The organism is Flavobacterium sp. 140616W15, from assembly GCF_003668995.1.
Classification (GTDB): Bacteria; Bacteroidota; Bacteroidia; order Flavobacteriales; family Flavobacteriaceae; genus Flavobacterium.
The window spans coordinates 4,339,175-4,354,177 of record NZ_CP033068.1; the positions used below are offsets into that span (position 1 = coordinate 4,339,175).

11 protein-coding genes are annotated in these 15,003 nt (G+C 32.5%); 8 read left to right on the forward strand and 3 right to left on the reverse strand.

Translation table 11 applies throughout. The annotated features are described in order from the left end of the window. Positions 1 to 54 precede the first annotated feature (54 nt). The gene (locus tag EAG11_RS18980; protein WP_129540556.1) at positions 55 to 849 is read right to left on the reverse strand and encodes a glutamate dehydrogenase; all 795 of its coding nucleotides are present in this window, start codon (positions 847 to 849) and stop codon (positions 55 to 57) included. Positions 850 to 1,170: 321 nt separating this feature from the next. On the opposite strand from EAG11_RS18980, the gene gdhA reads away from it, so the two are divergent. The 5 genes from gdhA (at position 1,171) to EAG11_RS19005 (ending at position 9,769) form a co-directional block, all read left to right on the forward strand. Then, the gene (gene gdhA, locus EAG11_RS18985) at positions 1,171 to 2,514 is read left to right on the forward strand and encodes an NADP-specific glutamate dehydrogenase (protein WP_129540557.1); all 1,344 of its coding nucleotides are present in this window, start codon (positions 1,171 to 1,173) and stop codon (positions 2,512 to 2,514) included. Positions 2,515 to 2,640: 126 nt separating this feature from the next. Next, positions 2,641 to 4,929, forward strand: a complete 2,289-nt coding sequence (locus tag EAG11_RS18990) for a T9SS type A sorting domain-containing protein (RefSeq protein WP_129540558.1) — start codon at positions 2,641 to 2,643, stop codon at positions 4,927 to 4,929. Positions 4,930 to 5,007: 78 nt separating this feature from the next. Further along, the gene (gene recO, locus EAG11_RS18995) at positions 5,008 to 5,721 is read left to right on the forward strand and encodes a DNA repair protein RecO (protein ID WP_129540559.1); all 714 of its coding nucleotides are present in this window, start codon (positions 5,008 to 5,010) and stop codon (positions 5,719 to 5,721) included. 258 nt (positions 5,722 to 5,979) lie between these two features. Then, complete coding sequence (ileS, locus tag EAG11_RS19000) at positions 5,980 to 9,381, forward strand: isoleucine--tRNA ligase (protein WP_129540560.1); 3,402 nt, start codon at positions 5,980 to 5,982, stop codon at positions 9,379 to 9,381. 7 nt (positions 9,382 to 9,388) lie between these two features. After that, positions 9,389 to 9,769 (forward strand): TraR/DksA C4-type zinc finger protein, encoded by a 381-nt coding sequence (locus EAG11_RS19005; RefSeq protein WP_082001802.1) that lies wholly within the window; start codon positions 9,389 to 9,391, stop codon positions 9,767 to 9,769. Between the two features lie 129 nt (positions 9,770 to 9,898). Here the strand turns inward: EAG11_RS19005 and EAG11_RS19010 are convergent, their stop codons facing one another. Together EAG11_RS19010 and EAG11_RS19015 are read right to left on the reverse strand one after the other, a co-directional pair. Then, the gene (locus EAG11_RS19010) at positions 9,899 to 10,279 is read right to left on the reverse strand and encodes a hypothetical protein (RefSeq protein ID WP_129540561.1); all 381 of its coding nucleotides are present in this window, start codon (positions 10,277 to 10,279) and stop codon (positions 9,899 to 9,901) included. 26 nt (positions 10,280 to 10,305) lie between these two features. After that, a complete protein-coding gene (locus tag EAG11_RS19015) occupies positions 10,306 to 10,665 on the reverse strand; it encodes a roadblock/LC7 domain-containing protein (protein WP_129540562.1) in 360 nt (119 codons plus the stop codon). 171 nt (positions 10,666 to 10,836) lie between these two features. On the opposite strand from EAG11_RS19015, the gene EAG11_RS19020 reads away from it, so the two are divergent. The 3 genes from EAG11_RS19020 (at position 10,837) to EAG11_RS19030 (ending at position 14,992) form a co-directional block, all read left to right on the forward strand. Continuing rightward, positions 10,837 to 11,061, forward strand: coding sequence for a hypothetical protein (locus EAG11_RS19020; RefSeq protein WP_129540563.1), 225 nt, complete (start codon positions 10,837 to 10,839; stop codon positions 11,059 to 11,061). An 89-nt stretch (positions 11,062 to 11,150) separates the two neighbouring features. Beyond that, positions 11,151 to 11,747 (forward strand): lipoprotein signal peptidase, encoded by a 597-nt coding sequence (locus tag EAG11_RS19025; RefSeq protein ID WP_129540564.1) that lies wholly within the window; start codon positions 11,151 to 11,153, stop codon positions 11,745 to 11,747. A gap of 86 nt (positions 11,748 to 11,833) precedes the next feature. Next, positions 11,834 to 14,992 (forward strand): exodeoxyribonuclease V subunit beta, encoded by a 3,159-nt coding sequence (locus EAG11_RS19030; protein ID WP_129540565.1) that lies wholly within the window; start codon positions 11,834 to 11,836, stop codon positions 14,990 to 14,992. The last annotated feature ends 11 nt before the right edge of the window (positions 14,993 to 15,003 follow it).

Consider the following 15,003-nt stretch of genomic DNA (forward strand, 5'->3'; position numbering starts at 1 on the left):
TATAAAACCTCAAGCATTTAATAAATGTTTGGGGTTTTGTTTTATATAGCGAGTTTAAAAATCCAGATAATATACATATCCAAAATTAAACCAAATCTGATTGTCGTTGGATTTGTTTTCTTTGTAAATATTCTTGTTAGGATTTAATCCGTCAATCCAATCGGAGTTGAAATATTGGAATCTTGCCTCGAATAATAAATCATGTAAAGGAGCTAATTTATAGTGTACTCCAGCTCCATAAGTAACAGACAGAACAGTGCCACTTTGACTAGAAAATCCGTATTGATGTCCATCAGAAGGAGTAAGGTATTTGTAAAAAGTAGTTGAAGTATTCCCTAAAGGGCCTAATGTTGAACTTACTTTTGAGTTGTAATAACTAAATTGAGCACCTGCACTTATGTAGGGACTAAATCCTCCAAGGGTATTTTTAAAATCATGTATTTTCATGAATGGAGAGTATTCTAATTGAAAACCCAAATTAGCCAAAGTTGATCTTCCACGCATAGCTTTAAGTTGTATAACGCCTATGTCGTTAGAGTTACCATCTACGGTTATTCCAAAATGTTCTAAACCAGTTTTGTTGAATGAAATTTCAGAACGAACTTTAAAGTGTTCATTGAAATAATTTTCACGCCTAGAGTTGTATGAAAAGTTTAGAAAATGAACAAGACCAATACCGAAACCAGTGTTCCCAACATTAGTTGAGTAGTCATCTCTTTGTCCATAATCTGATTTAAATGAAATAGGGCCAGCAATAATACCGATTTCATGTGCTAATCTAGATTGTGCAATTGAGTTGTAAGAGAAAATAAACAAAATTAATGATGATATTATTGTGTTTCTTAACATCTGGTTTAATTTTCTTATACTAACAAAGATATAAATATCTCTATGAAATTATGAAATTTTGAAAAAATATAATTAGTAAGGAGTGTGTCTTTTTTGCTTTAATACTATAACGTTTTCGTGTAAGTCATTGCGTTAAAAAGATGTATTTTAAAAAATTGGTATTAATAATACAATTCTACTTATAATTTGTGAAATTTTAAGCCCAATTTCTTTATTAGATGTATATTTGTGGAAAATAACAAAAGAGAACTTTTATGTGAATTTTTTGTTGTTTGGTTGAGTAAATAATTAAGATTAATTTATTTGATAATTTTTTATAAAATGAAACAAAAAATAAATGAATTTATGGCTCTTGTAGAGTCAAAAAATCCAAACGAACCTGAATTCATTCAAGCAGTTAGAGAATTTGCTGAGACAGTAATTCCATTCATTGCTGAACAAAAAAAATACGATGGGAAGAATTTACTTCTTAGAATTGCAGAGCCAGAACGTTCTATTATTTTTAGAGTGCCATGGGTTGACGATAAAGGAGAAATTATAGTTAATAGAGGATTTAGAATTCAGATGAATTCAGCAATCGGACCATATAAAGGTGGAATTAGATTTCACCATACAGTAAATTTATCAGTTTTAAAGTTTTTGGCTTTTGAACAAGTTTTCAAAAACAGTTTGACAACACTTCCTATGGGAGGTGGAAAAGGTGGTGCTGATTTTGATCCTGAAGGAAAATCTGACGGTGAGATTATGCGTTTTTGTCAATCTTTTATGACTGAATTATGTCGTCATATCGGACCAGATCTAGACGTTCCTGCAGGAGATATTGGTGTAGGAGCTAGAGAAATTGGATACTTATTTGGTCAATACAAAAGAATCAAAAATGAGTTTACAGGAGTTTTAACTGGTAAAGGAATTGCTTACGGTGGTTCATTAATTAGACCAGAGGCTACTGGATACGGAGTTGTATATTTTACAGATCAAATGTTGCGTACTATTGGACATGAGATTAAAGGAAAAAGAGTTGCAATTTCAGGTTTCGGAAACGTTGCTTGGGGTGTGGCTTTGAAAATAAATGAATTAGGAGGAAAGTTGGTTACAATTTCTGGACCTGATGGATACATTTATGATGAAGAAGGAATTTCTGGAGAGAAAATCGAACATATGGTTGAAATGAGAGCTAGTGGAAATAACAGAGCAGAAATGTATGTTAAGAAATATCCAAATGCTCAATTCCATAAAGGAAAAAGCCCTTGGGAAGTAAAAGTTGATATTGCTATTCCTTGTGCTACTCAAAATGAATTAAACGAAGAAGATGCTAAGAATTTAATTGCAAATGGAGTTTTATGTGTTACAGAAGCCGCGAATATGCCATGCACACTTGAAGCAATAAAACAATTTGTAAGTAAGAAAGTTCTTTTTGCACCTGGAAAAGCAGCTAATGCTGGTGGAGTTGCTGCATCTGGATTAGAGATGACGCAAAACTCAATTCGTTTGAACTGGACTAGTGAAGAAGTAGATCTTAGACTAAAAGATATAATGGTAGGAATTCATAACCAATGTAAGAAATACGGTGTTGGTGAAGATGGTTACGTAAATTATGTAAAAGGTGCTAATATCGCTGGATTTGTAAAAGTAGCAGACGCTATGCTTGCTCAAGGAGTAGTGTAGTTTTTTAAATAAATAAAAATGCCTCCATTCGAGTTTCGAATAGGAGGCATTTTTTATTTATACCATATTGAAATCCAAATACTATCGTTTGTGTTATATTTGTGATACCAACTATAGGTGTAAATAATGGAAAAAAAGTTTCTTTACGTTTTGGTTTTGTTGCTAATGCAATCAGGTTTTGCACAAAATAAACTCTTATGGCAAGGGTATTTTTCTTATAATCATATTAAAGATATCTCAGATTCACCTGTAGCAATTTATGCAGCTACAGATAACGCATTGTTCTCTAAAAATACTGCGACAAATATTATTAAGACTATAAATACTGTAGATGGTCTTTCGGGACAAACAATTTCATCTTTATATCATAGTGAGTTATTTCGTAAAACACTTATTGGATATGAAAATGGATTGATGACAGTTGTCAATGAAGCTGATGGGAGTATCTTAAAAGTGGTTGATATCATTAATAAACAACTTCCTGCTAATCTTAAAAAAATCAATCATTTTGTTGAACATGATGGGATGGTTTATGTTTCGTGTGATTTTGGAATTGTTCAGTTTAATTTAAAAACATTGCAATTTGGAGACACTTATTTTATTGGAGATAATGGAGTGCAGATTAATGTGAGACAAGCTACAATCTATAATGGATTTATTTACGCTGCTACTAATAGTGGTATTAGGAAAGGCAGTGTTACAAATGCTAATTTAGTTGATTACAGCCAATGGGCTGTTGTTACAGGAGGTAATTGGTCAAGTATTGAAGCAAACGATACAAAACTTATTGCAATTAATACTTTGGGACGAGTTAATAGTTATGATTCAGTTTCGGGTACTTTTATTGGTTTTATATCGCTTCCATTACCAGTGAAAGATATGAGAGTTAGAAATCATAACTTGTTTATAACCACTGCAAATACAGTTTACGTATACAATAATCAAATGGTTTTATTGCGTCAAATAAATAATAGCGATGTTGCAAAAACAAAGTTAAGTTTTACTTGTGCAACTGCTGTAGGAGATGATATATACATTGGTACAGATGAAAATGGACTTTTTGTTTCTGCACTTTCTGGAGCATCGTTTTTTGAAAACACCATGCCAATGGGGCCATCACGAAATGATATCTTTGCTATTAATGTTACGCCAACTGTTCTTTGGGCAGTTTATGGAAATTATAATTCGTCTTATAATCCATATCCTTTAGATAGTTATGGAATTAGTAAATTCAATACTACTGGATGGCTGAATATTCCATACGAAAAAGTGCTTCAGGCTAAATCAATGACAAGAGTTATTGTTAATCCTAATAATGAGAATCAAGTATATGCAAGTTCGTTTTTTTCAGGATTATTGAAAATAGAAAATGATATCCCCTCAGTTTTATACAATCAATCGAATAGTGGATTGGAGACCCTTACATTTCTTGGACCTGGTTATATAGATGTTAGAATAAATGGAACTGCGTTTGATAAATTAGGGAATTTATGGGTAACCAATAGTTTGATTAGAAACGGATTGAAGGTTTTAAGAACCAATGGACAATGGCAAACTTTTCCTATCAGTACTGCACTTATTAAAGCAGAAGATACAAGCTTTGGGAGTATGGCTATTGATAAAAACAGTACAAAATGGATTGGAACAAATAAAGATGGTGTAATTGGTTTTAACGAAAGTACAAATACAGTTAAGAAAATTACACAAGGTTTAGATACAGGTAATTTGCCAACCCCAGATGCAAGAGTAGTTGCAGTAGATGCTAAAGATCAGCTTTGGATCGGTACAACAAGGGGGCTTCGTGTTTTGAGTAATGTAAATAACTTTCGTACAGAAAATCAATTAAAAGCCAATCCGATAATTATTATGGATGATGGTTTGGCTCAGGAATTACTTTATGAGCAATTTATTACTGCAATTGTTGTTGATGGGGCTAATAATAAATGGATAGGCACCGCTGATTCTGGAGTATTTTTAGTTTCGCCAAATGGACAAGAGACAAAGTATCATTTTACTATAAATAATTCGCCTTTGCCAAGCAATCAAATTAATGACATTGGGATAAATAGTACTACAGGAGAGGTGTATATTGCAACAAATAAAGGAATGATTTCTTATAAAGGAATTGCAACCCAAGCCAATGAAAATTTGAATAATGTGTATGTATATCCAAATCCTGTACGTCCAGAGTTTTTTGGAACAGTAAAAATTGCTGGATTACTCGATAAAGCCAATATTAAAATTACTGATATCGAAGGTAATTTAGTATATGAAACAACCTCCGAAGGGGGAACAATCGAGTGGGATACAACTGCTTTTGGAAAATACAAAGTAGCTTCTGGAGTATATATAATTATTGTTTCGGCAGAAGATGGTGGTGAAACTAAAGTAAAAAAAATAATGATTATAAGATAATCATTAGCATTCAGCGCGAGTATTCACTCTCAGAAATTTAAAAACTCTGAACAACTCTAAAAATCTAATTATCAAATTTTGCAAGTAAAAACTAAAGCAATTGTTATCTCGGCAATAAAATTTCAGGAAAAAAGCTTGATTGCTAAGTGTTTTACGCTTTCTCATGGATTGAAAACTTATTTTGTTAGAGATGCTTTTTCTACTCGAAAATCTAGCCAAAAAATCGCCTATTTTCAGCCACTAACAATTCTTGAGATTGAGGCTGTACATAAAAATAAAGGCACATTAGAAAATTTTAAAGAAATAAAAATAGGAACACCTTTTCAAACCATACATACTGATATTGTCAAAAGTACGATCGTAATGTTTGTGTCGGAGATTTTACACTATTCTATTCAAGAAGAGGAAAAAAATGAATCCCTTTTTATTTTTTTAGAAACAGCATTGTTTTGGCTTGATCAGCATGATGAAATAACCAATTTTCATTTGATTCTGATGTTGGAAACTACTAAATATTTAGGCTTTTATCCCGATGTTTCGGATGTTGATTTGCCGTTTTTTGAAATGAATGAAGGTGTGTTTACTCTTTTTCATGGGCTGGGTGCGTTGACAAACCATGAAACAACACTGTTTAAGAAGCTTATAGAGCTAAAGTTTGATAACGATCAAAAAGTATTTCATGTCATTGAAAGACAATTGCTTTTAAAGATTTTGATAGATTATTATAGTTTTCATTTAGATGGTTTTAAGAGGCCTAAATCACTAGAAGTTTTGAAAGAAATATTCTCTTAAAAACCCATTTCTATTTTTATATATTGCGCTGTAATTTTTATAAAATATTGAGGTTTTTAATCTTCTATATTGATAAAAATTTTTCTGAAGATTGAAGTCTTGTGATTTTTAATTTTCGGAAAAATATTTTAGTTTAAATCAATAATTATTTTTGATAAAAGCGGAATTATAAATGTATTAACAAATTTAATTAGTGAATTGATGGCTAAAAAAATCAAAATTCCTTACTTTCGCACTTCGATTTAAGAAAAGGACAAAATGAGCACAAAATTTACTGAATACAAAGGACTTGACTTACCAACTGTAGCGTCTGAAGTACTTGATTTTTGGAAGAAAGAAAATATATTTGAAAAGAGTGTAACAACTCGCGAAGGTGCTGTGCCTTTCGTATTTTTCGAAGGCCCGCCTTCGGCAAACGGATTGCCAGGAATTCACCACGTAATGGCACGTGCTATTAAAGATATTTTTTGCAGATATAAAACTCAAAAAGGATTTCAGGTAAAACGTAAGGCTGGATGGGATACTCATGGATTACCTGTAGAATTAGGTACTGAGAAAGAATTAGGTATTACTAAAGAAGATATTGGGAAAACAATTTCTATTGAAGAATATAACGAGGCGTGTAAAAAAACCGTAATGCGTTATACAGATGTATGGAATGACTTGACCGAAAAAATGGGATATTGGGTAGATATGGAAGATCCATATGTAACTTATAAACCAAAATATATGGAGTCTGTTTGGTGGCTTTTGAAACAAATCTACGATAAAGGATTGTTATACAAAGGATACACAATTCAGCCTTATTCTCCAAAAGCAGGAACAGGATTGTCTTCTCACGAAGTAAATCAGCCAGGAGCTTATAGAGATGTTACAGATACTACAATTGTAGCACAGTTTAAGACATTGCCAGAAACGTTGCCTTCGTTTTTACAAGGTTTTGGAGATATCCACATCTTAGCATGGACGACAACACCTTGGACATTACCATCAAATACAGCTTTAACAGTTGGGCCAAAAATCGATTATGTTTTAGTAAAAACTTTCAATCAATATACTTTTGAGCCAATCAATGTTGTTTTGGCTAAGAACTTGGTTGGAAAACAATTTGGAAAAGGATTTTTTGTTAGTGAAAAGGATGCAGATTTTGACAATGTAAAAGAAGGTGACAAAAAACTTCCATATAAAATTTTAGCGGAAGCGAAAGGAATTGATTTAGTTGAAATCCGTTACGAACAATTATTACCTTACGTATTGCCATATCAAAATGCTGAAAATGCATTTAGAGTAATTTCAGGGGATTTTGTAACTACCGAAGACGGAACAGGAATTGTACATACCGCTCCAACTTTTGGTGCTGATGATGCTAAGGTAGCAAAAGAAGCTAAACCTGAAGTACCGCCAATGTTGGTTCTTGACGAAACTGGAACTGCAGTTCCTTTGGTAGATTTACAAGGAAAGTTTACTTCGCATTTAGGAGAACTTGCCGGTAAATATGTGAAAAACGAATATTATGATGCGGGTCAGGCGCCAGAGCGTTCTGTAGATGTTGAGATCGCTATTCGATTAAAAGAAGAGAATAAAGCCTTTAAGGTAGAAAAATATGTACACAGTTATCCACACAGTTGGAGAACTGATGAGCCGTTATTATATTATCCACTAGACTCTTGGTTCATTAAAGTAACCGATGTAAAAGATAGAATGTTCGACCTGAATGAAACTATCAATTGGAAGCCTAAGTCTACTGGTGAAGGACGTTTTGGAAATTGGCTTAAAAATGCTAACGACTGGAATTTATCTCGTTCTAGATATTGGGGTATTCCGTTGCCGATTTGGAGAACAGAAGATAAAAAAGAAGAAATTCTTATTGGTTCTGTCGAAGAATTGTATAATGCGATCGAGAAATCTATCGAAGCAGGTTTTCAAACAGAAAATCCTTTTAAAGATTTTGAAATCGGTAATATGTCTGAATCTAATTATGATTTAATCGATTTGCATAAAAATGTAGTCGATCAAATAACTTTAGTTTCGGCTTCAGGCCAGCCAATGAAACGTGAAAGCGATTTAATAGATGTTTGGTTTGATTCTGGAGCAATGCCTTATGCACAATGGCATTATCCTTTTGAGAATAAAGATAAAATTGACGAGAATAAAGATTTTCCTGCTGATTTTATTGCAGAAGGTGTCGATCAGACTCGTGGATGGTTTTATACGCTTCATGCAATCGGAACTTTGGTTTTTGATAAAGTAGCTTATAAAAATGTGGTTTCAAATGGTTTGGTTTTAGACAAAAATGGAATAAAAATGTCTAAGAGTAAAGGAAATACTATTGACCCGTTTAAAACCATTGCAGAATACGGTCCAGATGCCACACGATGGTATATGATTATGAATGCAAATCCTTGGGATAACTTGAAATTTGATCTTGAGGGAATTGCTGAGGTTCGTCGTAAATTCTTCGGAACATTATACAATACCTATTCATTCTTTTCGTTGTATGCAAACATTGATGGGTTTAAATATGCTGAGGCAGAAATCCCGTTAAACGAAAGACCAGAAATTGATCAATGGATTATTTCTGAGTTGAATTCGCTTATCAAAGAAGTTGATACTTTTTATGCCGATTATGAGCCAACAAAAGCAGCTCGTGCAATATCAGACTTTGTACAGGAGAATTTAAGTAACTGGTATGTTCGTTTGTGTCGCCGTCGTTTCTGGAAAGGGGAGTATGCGCATGATAAAATAGCGGCATATCAAACACTTTATACTTGTTTGTTGACCATAAGTAAATTAAGTGCTCCAATAGCTCCGTTCTTTATGGATAAGCTTTACAGAGACTTAACAACTTCGGCACAGTCAGAAAATTATGACAGTGTACATTTGGCAGAGTTTCCAAAATACGTTGAAAACTTTGTTAATAAAACGTTAGAGAGCAAAATGCAGAAAGCACAAACGATCTCATCACTTGTATTGTCGCTTCGTAAGAAAGAGATGATTAAGGTACGTCAACCATTGCAAAAGGTAATGATACCAGTACTTGACGATAATCAACGTAGTGAAATTGAGGCAGTTTCTGAGCTTGTGAAGGCTGAGGTTAACGTGAAAGAAATCGTTCTTTTAGATGATGCTTCAGGGGTTTTGGTAAAACAAATTAAGCCTAATTTTAAGGCATTGGGGCCACGTTTCGGAAAGGATATGGGGTTGATTTCCAAAGAGATACAATCTTTTACTGCGCAACAAATCAGTCAGTTAGACAAGGAGGGTTCATTGGATATTGTTATTGCAGGAAAAAGTGTAACTTTATCATTAGAAGATGTCGAAATAACGTCGCAAGATATCGAAGGGTGGTTGGTTGCAAATTCAAACGGAATAACAGTTGCGCTTGATATTACAATCACGGAAGAATTGAAAAATGAGGGTATCGCAAGGGAATTGGTTAATAGAATTCAAAATATTCGTAAAGATTCTGGATTTGAAGTAACTGATAAAATAAAGGTACAAATAAAAAGAAGTGGTATATTAGAAAATGCTATTCTTAAAAATGAAGGCTATATTAAGTCTGAGACATTAACTGATAGCTTGATTTTCTTAGACGAATTAGAAAGCGGTATAGAAATTGAGTTTGATGATATTAAAACAATGATATTAATTTCAAAATAAATATAAGATGGTAGATGAAATTACAAGATACTCTGACGCTGATCTAGCGGAATTTAAAGAGATCATTTTGGGTAAAATACAAAAAGCGCAAGCTGATTTAGACTTGATTAAAAGTGCTTATATGAATGATTTAAATAATGGTACAGATGATACGTCTCCAACATTTAAAGCATTCGAAGAAGGAAGCGAAACGATGTCCAAAGAAGCAAACTCACAGTTAGCTATCAGACAAGAAAAGTTTATTCGAGATTTAAAGAATGCGTTATTCCGTGTAGAGAATAAAACATACGGTGTGTGTAAAGTAACAGGAAAATTAATCGGTAAAGAAAGATTAAAAATTGTTCCTCATGCTACTATGAGTATTGAAGCTAAAAATTTGCAACGATAATTTTTTAAATATAATTAAAAACGCTCCTACTTTAAGGAGCGTTTTTGTTTTTGTAATAATAGGGAGAAGTTAAGACTTGAAAGTTAATTTTGGCTTATCCGTAAATAGCTTAATTTAAATATTAATGGGCTATGCGAGATTTTTCTCTAGCTCTAATTTGTGTTTTCTTAAAACAGCTCTTGTCATTCCTAAATTTGCTTTGGTAGAATCTGCAGCAAGGTAGATCATGAATTTTTTGTTTGGAGAAATATCGATAATGTGAATCTGATTAGAAAGTGTAATCAAAATATCTTCAATGTCCTGGTTTAGATTTAAAGCTTTTACGGCACTCAATTTTGCTTTTACAACTTCGAGATTATAAGCAGCAGCCAATTCAGGGTCAAAACCTGGGTCAATTGTTAAGTTTCCAAAACTTAATCCTGATTCAATTTCAGTTACAGCTACAGCTATAAATCCGTTTACGTTGGTTTTCATTTCATTTAAAAACACATTTAAGAAGTCATTGCTCATAATTTTTGGGGTTTATTGGTTATTAATTATTTTAAAAGGCTGATGCTGCTAAGTTTAGTAGCCAATTCATCAATATTTCGTAAAAACAATCCAAGGTTGCTTCCGTCATTAGAGAAAACAATAACACTGTGAGAATTGTTTATTTTATTCATTACTACGACACCACCATCGGTAGTTTTAAGGTATAATTGTTTTAAAGCTCCCTTGGCTAAGTCGGTTAGGAATTTGTCGCTCATAGATAAGATAGCATCGCTCATTGCAGCAACGCTATCACTATAATCTAAGTGCAGGGAGGTTATTAATTTCCCTTTTGCACCTGATATTAGGGCTGATGATGATTTCGTCTGAATTAAAAACTCATTTAGGATAATTGTGATTTCATTCATAGTGAGGATGTTTGGGGAGTTGTTAAAAAATAATTGATTAAGCTAATTTAATTAAAAAAATATAACTTTTTCATGTATTATCTCGTTAATTTATTCAATAAATAATTTTTTTTGCGTATTATTGTAAGTAAATGTGAAAATCAAGTAATTTTTAATTTAATATGAAACGTTATGGCTAAAGTATTGAAATTTAGAGATGTGAAGTCCGATGTTGATAATAGAATGAAGGATTTTGAAAAGATTAGGATTAAGTTAAATGTGGCTCGTGCAAAAAGTACTCAGAGTGAAAGTGTTAAATCCGGTGAGGTTAAAAAGGAAACCAAAGGATTGTTCGATTCAATCTCTAGCTTTTTTTATGAAGGGTCAAAACCAGTTAGATATAACGGAAGGAAATAAAGAACATTTTGTTACGAAATAATTAACGCTCCCTAGGGAGCGTTTTTTTTGATTTAATTGTTACTTTTGCGCCAATAAAAAATTATAAAATGTCACTACGAAAAGCGTATTTACTTATTTTCATTATTTTACTTATTGATCAGGTTTCTAAAATTTACATTAAAACAAACTTTGTTTTGAGTGAAGAGGTAGAAGTCTTTAAATGGTTTAAGATTCTTTTTATTGAAAATGAAGGAATGGCTTGGGGAACAAAAATTCCAGGTGAATACGGAAAATTGATTTTGACTGTGTTTAGGATTTTTGCAGTTTTCGGTATAGCGTATTGGCTGTACGATTCTATAAAAAAACAAAGTTCAACGTATTTAATTGTTGCTATTTCTTTGATTATGGCTGGAGCAGCAGGGAATATTATAGATTCAGTTTTTTATGGAGTGATTTTCGATGATAGTTATAATAACTTAGCTACATTGTTTGCTCCAGAACATTACGGAACATTGTTTCATGGTAAAGTGGTTGATATGTTATATTTTCCTATTTGGGAAGGGAATTTACCAACTTGGTTGCCAATATGGGGTGGAGAACCATTTAAATTTTTTAATGCAATTTTTAATTTTGCCGATATGGCGATTTCTACAGGAGTTGGGATTTTAATTGTCTTTAATAAAAAAGCATTTAACAAGCACTAACTAATTTTACTTTATAGAATTTTAGTTTTTTACAACCGAATAGTTCTCGGGATGTTTTATTTTTACAGTACGGAAAAACTAAAAAAATGCAAAGACCCTCTTTTTCTATATATGACGCATCTGCGGGCTCTGGTAAAACATATACTTTAGTTAAGGAATATCTTAAAATTATTCTTTCAGCTCCCAAAAATGATGCATATCGTAATATTCTAGCGATTACATTTACTAATAAGGCGGTGCATGAAATGAAAAGCCGTATTGTGGGCAGTTTGTCGGAATTTGCGAAAGACGAACCATCTGGAAAAGCGACTGATTTGATGCAGGATTTAGCTCGAGAAACAGGGCTTTCGATTATTGAATTAAAAACTAAATCACAAAATATCATTAAGCATATTATTCATAATTATGCAGCTTTTGATATTTCTACAATCGATAAATTTACACATAAGGTTATCCGTGCTTTTGCGCATGATTTAAATTTACCGATGACTTTTGAGGTAACTCTGGATACCGAAAATTTACTTATAGAGGCAGTTGATGCCATTATCGCTCAAGCAGGTCAGGATGAAACGTTGACCAAGTTATTGATCGATTTTACGATGGAAAAAACCGATGATGATAAAAGTTGGGATGTGTCTCGTGAAATTCTTGAAACAGGAAGGTTAATCTTAAATGAGAATAATCGAAATGAAATTACACATTTTCATGATAAATCAATTGGGGAGTTTGTTGAAATAAAAAAGAAACTAACGGTTTTATGCAAAGACCTAGAAGAGGAGAATGTTGCTTTTGCTAGAAATGCACTTTTGTTAATTGAAAAAAATGGAATTGATTTAAAATCTTTTTCGAGAGGAACATTCCCAAATCATCTAGAAAGTATTCGAGATGGTAAATTTAATCCCAAGAATAAAACATTTCATGAGTTTGATGATATCGCAATAAATAAAACGGCCAAAGACAGAGCTTTAATAGAGAATATCATTCCCGAATTACTTCAGATTCTGGATAAGACTTATAAGAACTTTGAGAAAAGAGATTTTTACAAAGCATTTCTTAAAAATATCACGCCACTTTCATTGTTGAATACGGTGAGTAACGAGTTGGAGAAGATTCAAAAAGAACAAAATGTTTTGTCTATTTCTGAGTTTAATGCAATTATTCATCGCGAAATTCAGAATCAGCCAGCGCCTTTTATTTATGAACGTTTGGGAGAAAGGTACCGTCATTTTTTTATTGATGAATTTCAGGATACATCCGAAATGCAATGGCAGAATTTAATTCCGCTAATCGATAATGCGCTTTCTGGTCAGGATGATTTTGGAGTAAAAGGTACTCTAATGATTGTTGGAGATCCAAAACAATCAATTTATCGTTGGAGGGGTGGGAAAGCGGAGCAGTTTATTGAGCTGAGTAAGGATTTAAACCCATTTAATAATCCGGATAAAAAAATAACACATTTAGATACCAATTATCGTAGCTATAGTGAGGTTATCGAATTTAATAATGGCTTTTTTAAATTAATCTCTTCGGAGTTTGAAAATACCGATTATAAAGATCTGTATGAAAATCATAGTCATCAAAAAACTAATGCTAAGAAAGGGGGATATGTAAATATTTCGTTTCTCCCAATTGTAGATAAAAGTGATCAAATTGAGGATGATGCAGTATTGGAGAAGACCGATTTATATGTTTTGGCGACTTTAAATACAATTCAAAAAGTATTGCGTGAAGGGTTTGAATATAAAGATATTGTTATTCTGACTCGAAAAAGAAGTCAGGGTATTGACGTTGCGAATTATTTAACGGAGCAAAAAATTCCTTTATTGTCTTCGGAGACATTGATGATTCAGAATGCAACAGAAGTTCGATTGGTAATTCATTTGTTGAAATACTTGAATAATAATGCTGATTTAGAAGCAAAAGCTAATTTTTTGCACTTTTTGGCTAAGAATACAGATGTTAAAATGCCGATCCATGATTTTATAGCAGAAGGAATGGCAGAAAGAAATGAAATTGCTTTTGAAAAATGGTTAGAAAAATTTGACGTTTCACTTTCATTTGAAAGTATTCGAAAGAAATCACTTTATGAGGCAGTTGAGACTATTGTTTCAAAATTTGTACGCCCAGAGTATAATAATGCTTATGTACAATATTTTCTTGATATAGTTTTGGAGCGCGATATTCGGAATCAAGCAGGTATTTCAGATTTTTTAAGTTTTTGGGATAAGAATGCAGAGAAATTCAGTATTCCTTCTCCAGAAGGGAATAATGCGGTTCGTATCATGACTATTCATAAATCGAAAGGATTAGAGTTTCCGGTTGTTATTATGCCTTTTGCTGAAGAAGATTATAGTCGGAAACCAAAAGATAAGCTGTGGTTGAATGCAGAGGAAGAAGATTTTGGATTGCCAAAGGTGTTAATAGATAATAGTAGTGCTGTGGCAGGATTTGGAGAAGATGCTGCTGTTGTTTTTAATTTAAAGAAGCAAGAAGAATTGCTTGATAACGTAAATGTTTTGTATGTTGCATTGACTCGGGCAGAAGAGCAGTTGTATGTGATTTCTCAGGAAATAAAACCTAGAAAAGATGGTGATTTTCCTGGTAATATGGCATCTTTTTTTATAAAATATTTAATTGATTTAGGAGTTTATGATGAAAATAAATTGGAATATGAGTTTGGTAATTCGGCTAAATTGTCTTCAGGAGAGAAACACTCTTCGTCTGCCAAAACAATTCCATTAGTTTCTGAAGTTTTAAATCCTAAGAGTATTAAAATTGCCCAACGCGAAGCATTAATGTGGGGAACACATCAGCAAGAAGCTATATCATATGGGAATATAATTCATGAGATATTAGCTTTTGTAAAATATCAGTCAGATATAGATTTAGCAATTGTAAAAGCATTAGAAGATGGATTAATCACTTTTGAACAAAAAGATATTGTTTCGAAAACGATTCAAGAAATTGTAAATCATTCAGAAATCAGTGTTTGTTTTGAAAGGGGTAATAGAGTTTTAAATGAAGAAACTATTATTCAAAAAGAAGGAAAGATATTAAAGCCTGATAGAGTTGTTATTACTCCTAAAGGAGAAGCTTATCTCTTAGATTATAAAACAGGTTCGGCTAACCCAAAATATAAACAACAAGTAGAAGAATATCAGTTTGCTATTGAAAATATGGGGTTTAAAGTGTTAAAAAAGGCATTGGTGTATATAGGAACCGATATCGATGTAGTAAATTTGTGAAAAAATTAGTC

Bases quoted from the DNA above. Each gene is read 5' to 3' on its own strand.
- EAG11_RS18980 (WP_129540556.1), bottom strand. From the start codon at position 849: ATGTTAAGAAACACAATAATATCATCATTAATTTTGTTTATTTTCTCT.
- gdhA (WP_129540557.1), top strand. From the start codon at position 1,171: ATGAAACAAAAAATAAATGAATTTATGGCTCTTGTAGAGTCAAAAAAT.
- EAG11_RS18990 (WP_129540558.1), top strand. From the start codon at position 2,641: ATGGAAAAAAAGTTTCTTTACGTTTTGGTTTTGTTGCTAATGCAATCA.
- ileS (WP_129540560.1), top strand. From the start codon at position 5,980: ATGAGCACAAAATTTACTGAATACAAAGGACTTGACTTACCAACTGTA.
- EAG11_RS19005 (WP_082001802.1), top strand. From the start codon at position 9,389: ATGGTAGATGAAATTACAAGATACTCTGACGCTGATCTAGCGGAATTT.
- EAG11_RS19010 (WP_129540561.1), bottom strand. From the start codon at position 10,279: ATGAGCAATGACTTCTTAAATGTGTTTTTAAATGAAATGAAAACCAAC.
- EAG11_RS19015 (WP_129540562.1), bottom strand. From the start codon at position 10,665: ATGAATGAAATCACAATTATCCTAAATGAGTTTTTAATTCAGACGAAA.
- EAG11_RS19020 (WP_129540563.1), top strand. From the start codon at position 10,837: ATGGCTAAAGTATTGAAATTTAGAGATGTGAAGTCCGATGTTGATAAT.
- EAG11_RS19025 (WP_129540564.1), top strand. From the start codon at position 11,151: ATGTCACTACGAAAAGCGTATTTACTTATTTTCATTATTTTACTTATT.
- EAG11_RS19030 (WP_129540565.1), top strand. From the start codon at position 11,834: ATGCAAAGACCCTCTTTTTCTATATATGACGCATCTGCGGGCTCTGGT.